This is a genomic window from Marinifilum fragile (assembly GCF_963677365.1).
GTDB lineage: Bacteria > Bacteroidota > Bacteroidia > Bacteroidales > Marinifilaceae > Marinifilum > Marinifilum fragile.
Genome location: NZ_OY781962.1, coordinates 2,223,908 through 2,242,550, shown reverse-complemented (window position 1 = coordinate 2,242,550; position 18,643 = coordinate 2,223,908). Strand labels below are relative to the sequence as shown.

Genomic DNA, 18,643 nt, shown 5'->3' with positions numbered 1-18,643 from the left:
AAAGCCGCTGAATGTTCAGCGGCTTTACTTTTATCTTTATGGTTATTGCTTATTCAGCACATTCTTCCATTAAAGCTTTAACGGCAGCTTCTAACTGTTCGTCTTCACCCTTAGTAATGGTTTCAGGCATGTTTTTAACCTGAATATCAGGAACCGTTTGATTGTTTTCCAACCATTCTCCGGCTTTGTTTTTCGCACTTACAGGAATGGATCCCCAAAGTACGCGATCATTTTGAAGCATTTCCCAACCAGCGAAGCTACAAGTTCCAGGAACAGGCATACCAATTAGTTTACCAATGCCAAGGTCTTGGTAAGCGCATGAGAAACAGTGACCATCACTATAGTTTGACTCATTAATCATAGCTACAGATGGTTTGGTCCAACGGTAACCAGGTTCGTATCCAACTGTACGATCTTCAATTGCATATTCCATAAAGGTTTCGCCAGTTAAGAACATGGTAATGTCACCAACCAAGTCACCACCACCATTAAAACGAGTATCGATAATGATACCATCGCGATCGTAGTATTTACCCATTACTTTTTCGTAAGTGTTACGGTAAGCACCGTCGTTCATTCCTGGAATGTGAACATAGGCTAGTTTACCATTACTCAAACGGTCAACTTCCTCTTCATTCTTTTTAACCCAACGCTTGTAGATCAAGTCAGACTCGGTACCTAATGAAACAGGTTTTACCGTAATGTCCTGGTATTTTTTAGTAGAAGGATCGAAAATGTGAAGAGCAGTAAATTTACCAGCTTTACGATTTAAGAACTTGGCAAAATCAACATCTTTACCAATTTTAATTCCATCAATCTGCTCGATAATCATACCCGGTTTTACATTGAATTTTTTCTTATCCAATGGACCATCTTTCATGATTTCAGTAATTTTGATACCATCTCCTTTGTATTTGTAATCGATAAAGATTCCTAAAGAAGCAGTTTTGTCACCATTGTAAATGCCTCCGTAATAACGTGCACCTGAGTGTGAAACATTCAGTTCACCCAACATTTCAGAAAGCAATTGTGCAAATTCAAAATCGTTACTAAGCGATTTTAGTTTAGGCTCATAGTTATCTCTTAAAGCATCCCAATCAACTCCATGATAATCTGAAATGTAGAACATGCCTTTGTTTCGAGCATAAACATGATCGAACATTTGCTGACGTTCTGCAGCAACATCCAGAATCATCTCGCTATTTACTGAAATTGGTTTGGTTGACTTTCCTGCCAAATCAACTTTCGACATGGTTCCATCCGATAAAAGGAACAGGTTTTTCATTTCCTTGTCCCAAATCAGGCTACCTCCACTCGAACCGATCGGTATTAATTTCTTGGTTTCTTTAGTACGTAATACGGTACTCCAAATGCTGTATCCCTTATCGAATTTTGCAATGTAGTACAAAGTCTCACCATCTTTAGAAAGAATAGCATCGCTTAATTTAGAAGAGTGAATGGTTAATCTTTTCTTGCGATCTTTCATACCATCCCAATCAAAAGTTAACAAGCTGTCTTTTTTAACCTCTTCCTTTTTATCCTTGTCCTTTTTCGACTTTTTCTTGTCTTTCTTTTCTTCTTCTTTCTTAGCTTTTTCTTTCTCTTCTTTTTCCTTCTTTTCAATTTCTTTAAGAAGAGCATAGTCATCTTTGCTCATGTTGAAACGATCCCATGCATCTTTGGTAAAGAACATGGTATACACATCCATCTGGCGTGACCCACTGTTTGCATACGAACGCAACCCGTGACGATCGCTAAACCACAACATTTGTTTTCCTTTGTTCACCCATTTTGCATAGCTATCGCCATAACCACTCTCGGTAAGGTTAATCATTTTCTGTTTGCCATCTGCCGAAATGATTACAACTTCACCATTTGCTATAACAGGAGAGTAATCAACCAACAACCACTTGCTATCAGGACTCCAGGTAAAATACTGATCTCCTTCACCCATATAAAACAAGTGATCACCATTCATAATAGTGCGGATCCTTTTGCTTTTGATATTAAATACCTTCAATGAACTTCTGTTCTCAATAAAAGCAATTTCTTCGCCGTTAGGTGAGTATTTAGGCTGATAGTTGTCGTTGTCATTAACAATTACAGGTTCTTCTTTTATTAAAGTTGAAGCATAGAAGTAAGGTTCAGTATCGCTTACTTTTTTACTTGCGTAGATTCCCCATTTTGCATTTCTTTCGCTTGCATAAAGAATGCTTTTTCCGTCAGGAGAGAAGCTTACAAATCTTTCCTGAGCAGGAGTAGTTGTAATTCTTTTGGTCATTTTACCTTCAACCGACGAAACAAATACTTCGCCTCTAACAATATAGGCAACCTCTTTTCCGTCAGGTGAAATAGCCATTTCTTTTACATTGCCATTAACCGAAATAATTTGCTCGTTATTGGCTTTGTCCTCAGTACGAACATTTACATTTACTTTTTCTTGTTTGCCATTGGTCATGGTAAACAATTCACCATTATGAGTATAGCAAAGTGTTCCATTGTTAGCCATGCTTAGGTAACGAACAGGATGCATTTTGAAGGATGTAATCTGTGTGTTTTGCTCAGGCGTGGCAAGATCCATTTTGTGTACGTTATAACATCCGCTTTCTTCACTTAAGTAGTAAATGCTTTTTTCATCAGCACTGTATACAGGATTTCGGTCCTCACCATTAAAAGAGCTGATCATTTTGTGTTGGTCAGTTGCTACATCATAAGTCCAGATATCTCTGGTAACTGATGAAACATGATGCTTGCGAAATTCATCTTCGCCACCTTTTACATCATGGTAAATCATCTGCTTTCCATCTTTGCTGATTTTTACATCTTCAGCAGGAATTGTAAAAACTTGATCTACACGACCACCATTTGCTGGAACTTGATACAATTCGGTTTGTGAACGATGCGGATACTGTCTGTGATTTACATCATCCAAACGGATACCGCCAAATAAGATGTTTTTATTGTCGCGAGTAAAAGTATAAGGAACTTCGTTGTTCGAGTGATAAGTCAAACGTGTAGCTTCACCACCATTGGCATCCATAATGTACACATCAAAGTTTCCAAAACGGTTAGATGCAAATGCAATTTTGCTTCCGTCGTGGCTCCAAACAGGCATGTAGTCGTGTGCCTTATGGAAGGTTAATGGGCGAGCTTCGCCACCCTTACTCGATACCAGATACAAATCTCCTCGGTTGGTGAAAACAATTTTTTCCCCATCTGGCGAAATTGCTGCATAGCGAATCCATTCTGAATTGCCATTGGCAAATACATAGGTATTACATAATACAGCAAATAAGAAAATAAATAATCTCTTCATTAGTTAATGTACTTGTTGTTTAAAAAATGATGCAAAGACATCAGTATTGTTAAATTTTCTAGGGGTTGGTAAAAATAGGTAAAATATTAAACCCGAGAATTGATTTAATAGAAATATTAGAGGTTTTCTTTGGTGTAAAAGCTGTGCTGGTGTATGCACATCACAAACATAAGTAATATTGTTGATATTGAAAATAATTGTGAAATGAATGTGGATATGTTACGCAATATTTGTATTTAAATGATTTGGTACGGTTGTAAGGAAATCATGCGAAGTTTTTCTGATTCAAATAAAACTATTTATTTTAGGGCCGAATTCTTAACCCACAACCATTGACCGTACCCGATAAAATAAAACTTACCAAAGATAATTTTCGCAAAATATTCGATCAGTATTTTGCAAGTCTTGTTGGATTTGCCAATACTTTTGTGTCTGACGTTGAACTGAGTGAAGATTTGGTTCAGGAGGTGTTTGTTGGCCTGTGGGAAAAGCAGGATGAGTACCAGAATGAAGTTACCCTGAAGGTATATTTGTATCGTGCGGTTCGTAACAAATGTTTGAACAATATCAAACATGAACAGGTAAAGAACAAGTACATTGCTGAATCCTTACCGAGATTGGAAACCGAAGAATTTTTCCTGGATCAAGTTCTATCTGAAGAAGTATCTCGATTGCTATACAAATTCATTGGTGAATTGCCCAAACAACGCCAACAAATTATCCGATACAGTTTATTGGGATTAAAAAATCAGGAAATTGCTGATATCATGGGATTGACAGTTAATACAGTAAAATCTCACAAAATGCATGCGTATAAAGAACTTCGCGAAAAATTGGGCAAGTATGCATATTTGGTGGCAATTCTGCTTGAAATAAATTATTAAGCTTCGAGTTACACGTTCCAGTCCACAAGTATAAAGTGTTAGAATATTGTATTACTAATTTCACTTTTCCAGACTCCTTTCAACTTTTTCTGAAAAAATCAAAAAACAACTAACACTCTTTTGCAATTTGGTGGTCTCTTAATAAAATCAGGAGAAAGAACAGTATCTAAAAAAAAGATAAGTGCTTGATAAAAAGATTTTATAAAGATGGAATTGATCACTCTATCAGAAAAAGAAAATCGCACATAGCTATGAATGAGATATACGACATTGCAAAATTAATTTCCAAAGAAAAAGTGGGGGAATTGACCTTTGAAGAGCAGCAAAAACTTGCTGAATGGAAATTAAGAAACGAAAGAAGTTATATGCTGGCTTCTGATTCGAAGCAAATTCAGAAGAAGCATGAATTATATGATAAAATTAATCAGGAGAAGTCTTGGGAGAAGATTACCAAGAAAGTTCCTGAATTGAAAACGAAAGTAATTCGTTTGAGAACTATTTTGAAATGGGCTGCAGTAATCATGCTTCCGTTATTGGCTACTACCTATATGCTAAATGAAGTATATTGGTCTCAAAATCATGAGATCGTAAAAGCTGGTAGTTCCAGGGCAACACTTGAATTATCCAATGGAAAAACCATTTACCTGGAAGATTACCAGGGGAAGGATATCAAATCTGGGAAAGAAAAACTGGCGAGCAATACAAATAATGAGTTGGTGTATCAACAAGGAGAGATAGCTGATGAAGTGCTGAAATACAATACCATAAAAACTCCAATAAAAGGGGAGTATTTTATGCAATTGTCTGATGGGACCAAAATTTGGATGAATGCTCAAACAGAAATTAAATTTCCTGAAAAGTTTGGAAAAGGCAAACGTGAAGTAAAGTTGATAAGTGGAGAAGCCTATTTTGCAGTCGCCAAAGATAAAGAAAGACCATTTGATGTGTATTTGAATGACGGTTCGAAAGTAGAGGTACTGGGGACAGAGTTTAATGTGATGGCTTATCAGGATGAGGCCGAAATACAAACCACATTGGTTGAAGGTAGTGTTCAGTTTTCAAAAAAATCAAAAGAAGTAATTCTTGAACCAGGAGACCAGGTTGGATTGAATCTTGCTTCGAACGAAATGGAAGTGAGGGAGGTGAAAACGAGTATATACACGGCATGGAAAGATGGAAAGTTTGTTTTCAATCGTGAACCTATGGAGAGTGTATTAAGAAAAATGTCTCGTTGGTATGGAGTAAAAGTAATTTGTGATGACGAAGCCGTATTAAAAAGAAGAATATCAGGTGTAACAGACAGGTATGAGAATATCGATAAGTTAATTGGTTTGATTGAAGAAATTTCGCCAATAGAATTACACTTGGAAGATGATCACCTACTCGTTAGTAAAAAAGTGAAACAGTAGAATTGTAGGTACACAAGATCTTGTGTCCTAAATATAAACAAATGCAATGGCCATGGACTTTAGTCTGTGGATTAAATAAAAAACGGGGAACGGTCCAGGTTCCCCGAAAAATAGAGTCTAAGGACTCAATTGTGACAAGTTAAACTAAGTGTCTAACCCAATTTCAAATTTATGAAAAAAAATTGTGTTACCAGCAGTGGGGAGCGTGTATTCACTCCGCTGCGAAAAATACTCTTAACCATGAAACTAAGCGTATTTCTGTTTTTACTCGGAATTATAAGCGTGCAAGCCAATGAGTTGTTTTCTCAAACCTCATTGAGTATGCAAATGAAATCAGCTAGTGTTGAGAAAGTTTTGGAAGAAATCAAACAACAGTGTGATTATGATTTTATCTATGATTACGAGTATGTGAAGGAATTAGAGGATGTTACCATTGAATGTAAGGGAGCCTCTTTAGATGAAGTATTGTATGAACTACTAAAAAACACCAGCCTCGATTATCGCGTTGAGGACAAGATGATTGTATTGTACCCTCGTGAAGTGGTAAAACAAAAAGTTGATGAAAAAGTAGATACTTCCGTTCAGCAAGAAAAGAAAACCATTAAAGGAAAAGTAACTGACGATCAAGGAGTGCCTCTTCCAGGAGTTTCTGTTGTGATTAAAGGTACTTCAGTTGGTGTTGCTACAAATATTGATGGAAATTATACTTTGGAACTGGAATCAGATGAGGCAGTTTTAATTTTCTCATTTGTTGGAATGTTGCCTCAGGAAGTTTTTTACAATGGACAAAGTGTACAGAACATTACATTAACTTCGGATACAGAGCAGATGGCAGAGGTTGTTGTAACTGGTTACCAAACCATTTCGAAGGAGAGAGCAACAGGTTCGTTTAGTACCATTAAAAAGGAAGCCTTAGAAAGCAAATTAACTTCTGATTTAACACGGGTTATTGAAGGGATGACTACTGGATTGGTGACTGATAATGAAGGGAATATTACGATTCGTGGAGCTTCAACTTTTGAGGCAGAGGCTCAACCACTAATCGTGTTGGATGGCTTTCCGTACGATGGCAACCTGAATAGTATTAACTCGGATAATATTGAGAACATTACGATTTTGAAAGATGGTGTTGCAGCCTCTATTTATGGAGCGCGTTCTGCAAATGGGGTTATCGTGGTAACTACGAAGAAAGGTAGCAAGGGTGATTTTAAGGTTTCATATAAAGGGACGATTAGCACTACGCAAAAAACCAATCTAAATGACCTAAATCTTACAACAACTTCAGAGTATATAGATGCACAGATTGCAAAATTTGATAGTGCACCTTATTATTATTCTCCTGGTCCCAGTCGTATGTCTCATGTTGATTACCTATTGATGCAATCAAGTTATAATATCATTACAAGAGACGAGGCTATGTCTGAGATTGATAAGTTAAGAGGCAATAATCTTTATAAACAAATTGAAGAACATGCTTTAAGAAACAGATTTACACAACAGCATAATGTAAATGTTTCTGGTGGTGGTGAGAGAAATTTGTTTAATGCATCGATTAATTTCTTTGATGAAAAAGGAGAAGAGCTAATGTCAAAGAGTAGTCGTTTTATTTTTGATATCAAAAATACATGGAAGCCTAAAAAATATATTACTTTTTCAACTTCAGCCAATATTGTATATAGAAAGAGTAAAGCTTCCAAAACGAACATGTTGTATGGCAATAATATGCAACCATATGACAATATTGTAGACGAAAATGGTAACCCTGTTGATAATGTTCCTTTTTATGTAAGTCCGTCCAGAGAAAATGTGTACGCAAGTAAAGTAGGTATGAAATCTTGGGAATACAGTCCTTTGAAAGATATGCGTGAGGGTATCAATGAAAGTAATGATTTACAAGCAAGATTATCAGCGCAACTGAATCTTGAATTAATGGAAGGCCTAAATGTAGCTATTGGAGGAGCATGGACTCGAGGTAACAGTAATACAAGAGGGTATTACTCTGCTGATGCTCATGTAATGAGAATAGGTTACAATGATGCAACTTCTGCTACAGATCCTTCAAAACATTACTTGCCGGAAGGTGGTTTATTAGATGAAAGTAGGAATATTAATGAGAGCTATACTTTCCGATCTCAGATAAGTTTTAACCGTTCATTCAATGAAGGAATACACCGTGTAACGGCTATTGCAGGGAATGAAATTCGCCGAGATCAATTTGATAATGCAATACTCCCAACCAAGGTAGGGTACAATCCGATTTCTGGAGATTTTGTAACGGTAGATAATTCCGACATATATGCATATACAGGTTCGAATGGGGGAGATTACCTGATGGGTAGATACAATAGTATGTTACCTAGAATTTATGAAGGAGAATTAGATTATCGAGATAATCGTTTTGTTTCCTGGTATGGAAATGGTTCATATGAGTATGATAACCGTTTTTTACTAAGTGGTTCTATAAGATTAGATTTAACAAACTTCTTTGGAACTGATGATAAATACAGGTATAAGCCAACATGGTCAGCAGGAGGTACATATAAAATTTCGAATGAGAAGTGGTTTGATGTTGAATTTATCAGTCGTTTAAATTTGAGAGCATCTTATGGTATCAATGGAAATATCTCTATGACGGAAGGTCCTTTCATGATTCTGGAATCATATGGTTATAACCAAACAGCTCAGGGAATAGAGTATAGAATTAAGTCGCCGGCAAACAATCAATTGCGTTGGGAAAGAACCTCTACTTCCAATTTAGGCTTCGACATAACAATGTTTAATAACCGAATTAACTTATCGGTTGATGCATATAGAAAACATAGCACTGATTTGTTAGCTCCAGATGCCATTGATTCAACTACAGGAGTGCGATCCTTATCTAAAAATGCAGGAGAAATTACTAACAAAGGTTTGGAGATTTCTTTAAATGTGGATGTGATTAAGAGTAAAGACTTCCTATACAATACAATTGTAAATGCAAGTTATAACAAGAGCAAGGTGAATGAATACAATGTAAATCGACCTTATTCTACTTCTTATCTATGGCCATCTGGATATGGAGTTAATGAGGCAGGCTATGCAATGCAAGGATTGTGGGGATTTAAAGGCGCTCCTTTAAGTGATCAAGGTGAGGCTCAGGCCTATGATTCGGAAGGGAGTATTATTCATCCCAATAGCATTAAAAAAGATGACTTAGTTTACTTAGGCTCTTCTATTCCAAAATTCAATATTGCTTGGACTAACAGTTTTTCATATAAGAGTTTTGAGGTTTCCTGTATGTTTGTTGGAAGTTTTGGAGCTAAATTTTGGGGAGACGCTTTTACAGGAAATAATATCACGAACCGACATGCTGCAGAAGCATGGAAAAATCCAGGGGATGAGGCCAACACGATTTATCCAAAAGTGTCTTATTTTGGAGCCGGATGGTGGTATGATAAGGCTGATTTCTTTGTGTTAAATGCAAACTACGTTAAGCTGCGCGATGTCACTTTTTCATATAATGTACCCAAAAGTGTATTAAAACATGTAGGCTTTAATAAGGCTCGTGTATTTGTACAAGGAAGAAATCTAATGACACTTAGAGCAAGTGGTGTCGATATCGACCCTGAAACTCGTGGACTACCTTTAAAGAAAGAGTTTTATGCAGGTTTGTCATTTGAATTTTAATCGTTTAAAAGAATGAAAATGAAGAATTTATTATATATGTTAATAGTAACACTGGTTTTTACATCTTGCGATGAGTATCTTGATGTGAAACCTGTGGGGAAATTAATTCCATCAAAAATAGAAGAACTAGATCGACTGTTGAATAACTCCAGTGTTTATGCTTGGGATTATATGGATAATAACAATGGTTGTAGTATTGCCATGTTAGGAGATAATTATGAATACAGTGAGAATGTTTTCGCTTCAGAATTGGAGGTGAGTAATCCTAATGTTGATCGTTTAATGGCTTACAAATTTAATCGTCCTTATAATAACCCTATTAATCCTGATTATTTTTGGGATTGGGGTATCTATAAGGCTGCATATTATTACAACAATGTAATTGAAGGTGTTGAAGAGTTTCTAAGTCAGAATGAAGGGTATGGAAAAGAAGTTATTGCCCAAGCAAAGGCCGGACGTGCATTGAACTATTTAAATGCGTGTATGGTATATGGCCCTGCTTACAATCCGGGTTCTGCCAATGATACAAGAACAATACCATTTAGAACAACAGCTGATGCAACAGCTGTCAATCCTGACCTTTCTACTACTCAGGAAGTTTTCGATTTGGTAGAAGCCGATCTTCTTTCTGCCTTGGAAGATGTTCCTTCTTTTAGTACTTCAGTGCGTCATAATCAGGTTACAGTAAAGGCAACATTGGCATACTTTTACATGTTTAAAGGTGATTTTACCAAAATGTTAAATTATGCTGAAGGTGCCTGGGCTGATGCCTTATCTTCTAAAGGAGGTGAAGATGCTATGATTTATGATTATAATAAATTTGTTTATATCGATAATGGAATGACAGCACCTCCTGGTGTAGATTCTGAAACGGTGCTGGATCTTCAATATGATGGTGGTTCCGATCTTGATTTTAATAGATCGAATAGTAAAGAAGTTTTGTTGTATAGAAAAACACCTAGCCGACCTAGTAGATCGTATGCTTCCCAAGAATATCAAGCATTATTTTCTGATAATGATATGAGAAAGAAATTGTTCATGCTTTGGACCAAAGGATATGCTGATGAGTTTGGAGGTGATGATGGAATTGTAAAGCAGTATTACAGAGCTTCTAAAATAGGAGAAGGTTTAACTACGGGATTTTCTTATCCAGAGCTTTTACTTATGCGAGCCGAAGCGTATGCTCGAAATGGACAAGATGCAAATGCCTTAACCGATTTGAACAAATTACGAGAGTATCGTTACGAAACAGGAACACCTGCATTAACTAGCTTATCTGGAGACGCATTATTACATGAAATCCTAAATGAGCGAAGACGTGAATTGCCTAATCCATCATATAAGCGTTTTCTTGATTTAAAAAGATTTGACGCATATGATTCAGGCAAGCCATGGACTAAGACAACGATGACTCATCACTTGATGACATACACTGCAGTGCCTGTAGGCGAAACTCCTCTTGTGCCTGTTGAATCAGGAACTGTATTTACAGCTCCTATCAATTCAGAATATTATATGCTACCTATTTCAAATTCGGTATTGCGCCTTAATCCACAATGGGATATTCCACTGGCTCCTGAAGATTATAATCCTTCGTAAATAATTATTGAAGAGTTTAGAATAAAAAAGGGTACACATTAATTAGGAAATGTGTACCCTAATTTAATTTTAGATATATCAGAAATGTTCAATTAACCTAACAAATAAAATGGACTTGTCCTTCTGAGTATTTGAGTGCTATCCACCTTCGATTTTTAACTCACAATTTGTCCTTAGCCTAAGAAATAGACATAGTAGGTTCTGGTTTCCGATTTTAGATGGGCAATTCTGGCTTTTTCTGATTTACGAATTGTTGGTCTTTCTTTTATCCTTTTGGATAGTAGTTTGTATTCTAATTTTTTTACTAATTGATTTAACTGGCAAATTTGATTTGTTAGAATCAATTTCTATTTTTGAACCCGAAGAACCACGAACTATGACCACTACTCAACTTTTTAATCAAATCAAATTAGGAGATGTAAAAGCTTTTGAAGAGCTTTTTAATCAACTGTATCCTTCGATGTGTGTTGTAGCTCGAGAGTATGTAAAAGACAATGCGCTTGCCGAAGATATTGCCCAGGAAGCTTTCATTAAACTTTGGAATTCGCGAGAGAAATATGATACCATTTCTTCTTTGAAATCCTTCCTTTATGTGGTGGTAAAAAATCTAAGCTTAAATCATTTGAAAAGAGATAAGCTGGGTAATCAATACACTGATAGTTTAATCAAAGAGGATTTTCTAAACTTCAACAATCAGATTGTAGAAGAAGAGACCTACAGAATTCTTCAACAGGCAATAGAGGAATTGCCAAAGCAAAGTGCAAGAGTAATGATGTTAAGCCTTCAAGGTATACAAAATCAGGAAATTGCAGAAAGACTTGATGTTTCGGTTAATACCGTAAAAACATTAAAGTACAACTCCTTAAAAACCTTAAGAACTAAATTGAAAGACTATTTCTTTTTACTGCTTCTGTTGCTTGGAGAGGTGTAACAGTGATCAATGAACAGTTATCTGTTATCAGTTGGAAGGTTCAAGTATAAAGTATAAAGTATAAAGTATAAAGTAGAAAGTAGCGGAAGTGAAAAGAAGTTCCGAATTTTGCATACTCATTACTCATTACTTTCCACAGCCTCTGATTATCAATTAATCTCAATAAAATTGCAAGTGATTGTTAAAAAATGTAATTTTTTTTCATCTTGTGTTCATCTACTACATTTTTTTAATTGTTTTACTAATAGAAAACCAAAAATTCTAAATGGAAAATTTATATACCGGATATAAAATTGCTCAATTGATTTCGAGGGAATTCATTGGTGACTTGACACCTGATGAGATGCAAGTGTTGGAGAATTGGAAGAATAGTTCTGTCGATAATAAAAATTTGTACGAGCAAATAAAGCAAGGAGAGAAACGCAAAAGAAGAAATGCTTATGTGGAATCCTTGGATAAAAAATCGGCTTGGATAAAGATTCGAGAGGAGATAAAACCAGAAAGAAAAGTAATTCGTTTGAAAGAATGGAGTCTGAGAATTGCCGCGGTGTTGATCATTGGTGTTTTGATTGCAGGCCTGTACCATATTTCTACAAAGGATATTGAGATAGGACAGGAGTTGGCGGAAATGAAAATAGAGCCAGGTTCATCAAAAGCTGTACTTCAACTTCACAACGGAAGAACCATTCAATTGGAAAATGTGAAGAGCGATAGCATTTTAGAAAAGGATGGAACTATAATAAGCAACCAGAAAGGGAAATTGGCTTATGCTTCTGGTCAAGCAAGTTATGAGAAAATATTATACAATCAGGTAAAAGTTCCTGTAGGTGGTGAGTATCAACTAACTCTCGCTGATGGAACCAAGGTTTGGTTGAATTCTGATTCTGAGATTAAGTATCCTGTGCAGTTTAGTGAGGTGCAAAGAAAAGTTTGGATTGCTGGTGAAGTTTATTTCGATGTAGCTCATAACAAGCAAAAGCCTTTTATTGTAGATGTTAAAGATATAGAGATTGAAGTTTTGGGTACAGAATTCAATGTAGAAGCTTATCATGATCAAAATACAATAACTACAAGTTTGATTGAAGGTAGTGTGAAATTGAGAAAGAACAACGAAAGTGTAATTATCGCACCTGATCAGCAAGCCATTATTTCCAAAGATGAAAATCATTTTTTGGTTCGAGATGTTGATGCCAGTATGTATGCTTTATGGAAAGATGGTGTTTTCTATTTCAAAGAAGCCAGTTTGGGAACCATTATGGAAAAATTGGAGAGATGGTACAATGTAAAGGTTTTCTTTATGAATCAATCTGTTATCAATAAGAGATTCTCGGTTGAAGTAAAAAGATATGAAGACATTAATGAGATATTGGATATTATCTCGAAAACAGGGAAAGTGAATTTTGAAATTAAATCGAATATTATAACTGTAAAAAATTAAGCAAGAAAAAAGCAGAGTTTGCTGCAACAATCTCTGCTCCATGAATAAAAACCCAATTCCCTGCAAGGAATTGAATTGTTAAACCCTAAATACAAATTTATGCAAAAAAATGGAAACCGGAGTTTCTGTCGCAAGAAACTTTACAAACCTTTATTAGCTATGAAAATTACTTTTATGCTATTATTAGTAAGTGTTGTCCAGCTTTCAGCCAGTGTTTATTCGCAGAATGTGAGGTTTGATATGAAGCTGACAAATAAGACTTTAATAGAGGTTTTCGAGGAAATTCGAAACAATAGTGAATTCTCTTTTGTTTACGATTTGGATGATGTTGAGAGTATTACGGACATAAATGTGTCGGAAAAAGAGGCAAGCGTGGAAGAAATACTTAATTCATGTTTAGAAAATACAAATCTAACTTATGAAGTAATTGATAAGGTTGTAGTTGTAAAACAAAAGCCTTATGTTGCCCCAAAATCAGAGCAGCAAGAAAAGAAAACCATTAAAGGAAAAGTAACCGACGATCAGGGTGTACCACTACCTGGAGTTTCTGTTGTAATTAAAGGAACCAATATCGGTGTTGCTACTGATATTGATGGAAATTATAGTTTGGAGCTTGAATCTGGTAAGGCAGTTTTGATTTTCTCTTTTGTGGGGATGTTGCCTCAGGACGTGGTTTACTATGGACAAAGTGTACAAAATATTACATTAACTTCGGATACAGAACAGATGGCGGAGGTTGTGGTAACTGGATATGCTACTATATCAAGAGAAAGAGCAACAGGATCATATTCAAAAATAGCTACTGAAGATTTAGAAATTAGACCATCGGAAAGTATAGGAGAAGTAATAGGTAGTGCGGTTGCTGGGGTTCAACAAGGAGAAAATGGTGATATAGTCATCAGAGGTGTTGGGTCTTTTGAGGCAGAAACAGCTCCTCTTGTAGTGGTTGATGGTTTTGCAATATTAACACCAGACCCGTTTGAATCTGTAAATCCAACCGAAGTAGCAAGTGTTACCTTTCTAAAAGATGCTGCAGCAACTTCCATTTATGGAGCAAGAGCAGCAAATGGCGTTATTGTAATAACAACTAAAACGCCTGAAAAAGGTAAGTTTAATGTTGAAGTGAACTCATTTGTTAATGTATCTAAACGTATTGATCTGGATCATGCGTTAAATATGGCTGGCACTGAAGCTACCATAAAGTATATGGAAGATATTGAGAAATTTGTTCCAGCCCCTGGTCTTCCATACTATAAAGACCCATACACAAATCCTTCACAATATTCTTGGGATGTAGCTCCTCATGTTGCCATGATGTTCGAAAGAAGAAATGGTAATATCTCAAAGGAAGAATACGAAGCGCAAAAAGCAAAGTTGATTGCGCAGGATGGTATATGGAAAAAACAATATGAAGATCATTTACTAAGGAATAGAGTATATCAAAATCATAACCTTACAATTACAAGCGCAACAGATAAGAGCTCTTCGAAATTTAGTCTATCTTATGCCAAAGACTTAACGCACTATAAGTATAATAATTCAGATAGATATCAAGCCAATTTTACGAATGTCTACAATGTGAACCCTAATATTAAAGTTGGAATAACCTTTAATGGGATCTATGCTAAAAACCAAATGAATGGTACTAGTATGGCGGAAATAAGTAGTGTGACATCTCCATATACAAGATTACTTGAGGAAAATGGTGATTATGCATATATGGCTAAGGGTATATATTTGCCATATCTTGAAAATGGGACAGTTGATGAGTCAACATTTCCTTATTCTTGGAGGTATAATATTTTAGAAGAGGCAAGAGCTAGAGATAATAATAGTTCTAATTACAATCTGCGCTTCAATGGTTTTTTAGATGTTAAAATCATAAAAGGTTTATCTGCAAATTTCTCCTTGCAATACGAAATGGCTGGAAATAATACCAATAATTATTTAAGAGAAAACTCTTACTTTTATAGAAGTGCAGCGAATCGTTTTTCTGTTTTGGATCCGACTACAGGTTTACGAAATATTCCAAACGAATTTATAGAGGGAGATGTAATACAAACATCATCTAATAAAACAGAGGCATATAATTTTAGATCACAACTAAATTTCGATAGAGAATTTAATGGCAAACACAGGATTACTGCATTAGCAGGCTTTGAAGCCATTTCTACGGATGCTGAGGTGAATTCTACAACCACAAGACCAGGTTTTAATGAAAGAACTTACACAACAGATCGTTATGTGAATTATGAATTAAGACTCCCAACTTTTGAAGGTAGTAATGGATATATGCCATGGTCTTTGGGTGGGTATTCGGCCAACTTCGATAGATATGTATCGGGTTATTTCAATATGTCCTATACGTTTGATAGTAAATATACCCTAACAAGTAGTGCTCGTATCGATGGATCAAACTTTGTTGCGGATGATGTAAATAGTAAAATCTCACCGTTTTGGTCTATGGGTGCTTTATGGAACCTAAACAAGGAAGACTTTATTAAAGATAACTTAAGCTTTATTGATCTTTTGCGATTAAAAGTTAGCTACGGTGTTGGTGGTATAGCTGCAGGTAAAAGAAGTGTTTCAACTGTATCAACACTTTCAACATATCAGTTAAATCAATTTGTGGGAGCAGGAGCAACTGCTTCATATATCTATAATCGTGCTATTGCTGATTTAACGTGGGAAAAAGCCTACACATTAAATATTTCTACTGATTTTTCGATGTTTGAAGGAAAATTATATGGTTCCTTAGGGTATTACAATAAAGATTCTCGTGATGTATTAATGAGTACCCCGGTGTCCTATGTAATTGGAGGAACCAACTCACTAACCTTAAATAGTGGAAACATAAACAATAAAGGTGTTGAAATTGAGTTAGGATCTCGATTAAGTATAACCAAAGACATTTCGTGGACAGGTAATTTGAATTTTACCTATAATAAAAATACAGTTGTGAAATGGGATTTGGATAGACCATATGTAAGTACATATGTAGGAGGAGGATACCCTGTGAAAGGACAGGCGCTAAATACTGTTTATGCTTTTAAACTTAAAGGATACTCTGATGAAGGTTTAGCAATTGTTCAGTTAAATGATGGTACTGAAGTTGTAGCCGATTCAAGAAATAATACCATGTTTTACTCAAGGTTTGATGAAGCAAAGGGTGAAAGCATTACAAATAATAACAACTATTCAAAAAAGATAGGAACATTAACGGCACCTATGTTTGGCGGTTTTAGAAGTAGCTTTAAAGCGTATGGTTTTACCTTGTCAGCAATGTTATCTGGTGAATTCGGTCATATTTTTGCAAGAAATGATGATTATGGATATTCCGCGACAGCAAGTAAATACCCAAAATCCTTGGAGAATGCATGGCATTTAGGGGATAATGCTTCGAAATTTACTAGCAGACCCTATCCTAATGCTACGAATGCTCCTTATTTAAATTCAGGGTATACAAATTTGTATTACTCCAATATAATTAATGCGGCAGAATCAAATTATGAAAATGCTTCGCATATCAGGTTAAAAGAGGTTTATCTTGGCTATGAAATTCCTATGAAAAAAATAGCAGGTGAAAATTCGAAAATAACTAGAGCAAATGTTTATTTCCAAGTGAAAAATCTGGGAGTAGTTTGGACAGCAAATGATAAAGGATTGGATCCTTATTATCTACCTGGGACAATGAAAACTCCAACACAATTTACTTTCGGTTTAAAATTGAATTTATAGAATTATGAAAATAAAAAACATTATAATGCTTATATGTGTGCCTGCAATGCTATTCTCGTGTGCTGATTTTCTTGATGAGAATCCAAACAGAGCAGGTAATGATCCAATTGAGGATTTAGAGCAATTGGATAATATGATGAATGAAATGGCATACCAGACCAAAGGATCTACCTGGGGGCCTGGTGCTACAATTAATTTTGTCAATGCTATCGCCAGTGATGATTATGAGTTGCATCCTGAAATTCAGCAAAAAATTGGGGCTCAGGATGTAGGTTTAATTTCCATTCTAGATAGGGAATATCTTACTTATCAGTTCTCAAATTCTTATGAAATGGGAAAATTGTTTAACTCTATATATCATCTGAATACAGTTTTGGTTAATATTGATGATGTAGATGGTAATGATGAGACTTTAAGGAAAAAGATAAAAGCTGAAGCATTAAGCTATCGTGCTTATTATCACTTCAATTTAATAGTAAATTATTCTTTACATCCTGCACTTAATGGAGGAAATAGTTTAGGAATGGGATACAGAACGGATATTAGTTTTGACTCAGAAGGAATCTCATCTAGAAATACTGTTTCGTATACCATGGGTAAAATTTATGAGGATATTTCGGAGGCTCAGGTTTTATTTGAGGAAATTGGTGCTGACGATTTTGAGGTGGAATATAACTGGAGGTTAAACAAGGTAAGCTTAATGGCAATAAAAGCTCGTATTGATTTATATAACGGAAATTATAGCGAAGCATTGGCAGCGGCTAATTACGTATTGTCAAAATACAATTATCTTGAAGACTTGAATAATGATGCCAATCCTGGTGACCCATATTATATATATACTTCGCAGCATTCATATACGCCTAAAGATGGATCTGTAGAACAGATTTTGGATGTTCATTATACTGAAATGAACAAACAGGTGGAACTTCAAATGAATAATCCGGAAATGATTGTGCCTGTAATAATTTCTAGTCCATTCGGTGGAAATTTCCCAATGTCAGAATCCTTATATGCTTCATTTGATATTAAATCTGATTTAAGACTTGTTAAGTTTTTTACTAATAATGCTTATTTAAAGAATGCCGGTGCTTCAAACTTTACGGTAGATGAAATTAGTGCTTTAAGCGCTGAGAAAAGTCATAATTTTCAAGGTGTAAGTAATAGTACATCTAGTATATCTCTTTTACAAGGACCTAATGTTCCTGAGATGATGCTGATTAAGGCTGAATGTTTAGCTAGAGGTGAGGATGGAATTACTAAAGATGAAGCTGCAGCTCAGTCAATTCTACAATCATTAAGAGCTAAAAGATTTGAATTGACAAGTGATGCTAATAATATCTCCGGCAATCTTCAAGATGTACTTACTGAAAGAAGAAGAGAAAGACCTTATGTGATTAGATGGTATGATATTAAACGACTTAATGCTTTGGATAATGCAGGTATAGTATTATCTAAAAAATATTTTACCGATCGTAATAATTCCAATTCAGGAATTAGTGTTTATTCTATTCAACCAAATGCAAATGCTTTTGCATTACCGATTCCTGATGAGGAATTAAGCTTGTTGAATGGGTGGGAACAAAATCCGGAGTAGTTTAGACTAAAAGGGGTCTCACTATACTGTAAAAAAGTAAGAAATAGATTTGTTTTATAAGTTTG

General features: G+C 35.5%; 9 protein-coding genes. 8 read left to right on the top strand and 1 reads right to left on the bottom strand.

Features of this window, described 5'->3' with window-relative positions; genetic code table 11:
• Nucleotides 1-49: 49 nt before the first annotated feature.
• The gene (locus ACKPCA_RS08815; protein ID WP_321282499.1) at nt 50-3,316 is read right to left on the bottom strand and encodes a S41 family peptidase; all 3,267 of its coding nucleotides are present in this window, start codon (nt 3,314-3,316) and stop codon (nt 50-52) included.
• A 332-nt stretch (nt 3,317-3,648) separates the two neighbouring features.
• On the opposite strand from ACKPCA_RS08815, the gene ACKPCA_RS08810 reads away from it, so the two are divergent.
• The 8 genes from ACKPCA_RS08810 to ACKPCA_RS08775 all read left to right on the top strand — a co-directional run bounded on the left by ACKPCA_RS08810 (nt 3,649) and on the right by ACKPCA_RS08775 (nt 18,578).
• On the top strand, nt 3,649-4,200 hold the full coding sequence (locus tag ACKPCA_RS08810) for an RNA polymerase sigma-70 factor (RefSeq protein WP_321282498.1): 552 nt from the start codon (nt 3,649-3,651) through the stop codon (nt 4,198-4,200).
• Nucleotides 4,201-4,451: 251 nt separating this feature from the next.
• Nucleotides 4,452-5,609 carry a FecR family protein gene (locus ACKPCA_RS08805; protein WP_321282497.1) on the top strand — a complete coding sequence of 386 codons (1,158 nt, stop codon included), beginning with the start codon at nt 4,452-4,454 and terminating at the stop codon, nt 5,607-5,609.
• Nucleotides 5,610-5,780: 171 nt separating this feature from the next.
• Entirely contained in the window at nt 5,781-9,275 is a 3,495-nt protein-coding gene (locus tag ACKPCA_RS08800) for a SusC/RagA family TonB-linked outer membrane protein (RefSeq protein ID WP_321282496.1), read from the top strand.
• A gap of 18 nt (nt 9,276-9,293) precedes the next feature.
• The gene (locus ACKPCA_RS08795; RefSeq protein ID WP_321282495.1) at nt 9,294-10,874 is read left to right on the top strand and encodes a RagB/SusD family nutrient uptake outer membrane protein; all 1,581 of its coding nucleotides are present in this window, start codon (nt 9,294-9,296) and stop codon (nt 10,872-10,874) included.
• Nucleotides 10,875-11,250: 376 nt separating this feature from the next.
• Nucleotides 11,251-11,805: an RNA polymerase sigma factor gene (locus ACKPCA_RS08790; protein WP_321282494.1), complete on the top strand. Its 555-nt coding sequence runs from the start codon at nt 11,251-11,253 to the stop codon at nt 11,803-11,805.
• A 265-nt stretch (nt 11,806-12,070) separates the two neighbouring features.
• Nucleotides 12,071-13,243, top strand: coding sequence for a FecR family protein (locus ACKPCA_RS08785; protein WP_321282493.1), 1,173 nt, complete (start codon nt 12,071-12,073; stop codon nt 13,241-13,243).
• Nucleotides 13,244-13,402: 159 nt separating this feature from the next.
• Nucleotides 13,403-16,981: a SusC/RagA family TonB-linked outer membrane protein gene (locus ACKPCA_RS08780; protein WP_321282492.1), complete on the top strand. Its 3,579-nt coding sequence runs from the start codon at nt 13,403-13,405 to the stop codon at nt 16,979-16,981.
• 4 nt (nt 16,982-16,985) lie between these two features.
• Nucleotides 16,986-18,578 carry a RagB/SusD family nutrient uptake outer membrane protein gene (locus ACKPCA_RS08775; protein WP_321282491.1) on the top strand — a complete coding sequence of 531 codons (1,593 nt, stop codon included), beginning with the start codon at nt 16,986-16,988 and terminating at the stop codon, nt 18,576-18,578.
• Nucleotides 18,579-18,643 lie beyond the last annotated feature (65 nt).

Excerpts from the sequence above, each read along its gene's own strand:
- ACKPCA_RS08815 (WP_321282499.1), bottom strand. The coding sequence starts at position 3,316 with ATGAAGAGATTATTTATTTTCTTATTTGCTGTATTATGTAATACCTAT.
- ACKPCA_RS08805 (WP_321282497.1), top strand. The coding sequence starts at position 4,452 with ATGAATGAGATATACGACATTGCAAAATTAATTTCCAAAGAAAAAGTG.
- ACKPCA_RS08800 (WP_321282496.1), top strand. The coding sequence starts at position 5,781 with ATGAAAAAAAATTGTGTTACCAGCAGTGGGGAGCGTGTATTCACTCCG.
- ACKPCA_RS08795 (WP_321282495.1), top strand. The coding sequence starts at position 9,294 with ATGAAGAATTTATTATATATGTTAATAGTAACACTGGTTTTTACATCT.
- ACKPCA_RS08790 (WP_321282494.1), top strand. The coding sequence starts at position 11,251 with ATGACCACTACTCAACTTTTTAATCAAATCAAATTAGGAGATGTAAAA.
- ACKPCA_RS08785 (WP_321282493.1), top strand. The coding sequence starts at position 12,071 with ATGGAAAATTTATATACCGGATATAAAATTGCTCAATTGATTTCGAGG.
- ACKPCA_RS08780 (WP_321282492.1), top strand. The coding sequence starts at position 13,403 with ATGAAAATTACTTTTATGCTATTATTAGTAAGTGTTGTCCAGCTTTCA.
- ACKPCA_RS08775 (WP_321282491.1), top strand. The coding sequence starts at position 16,986 with ATGAAAATAAAAAACATTATAATGCTTATATGTGTGCCTGCAATGCTA.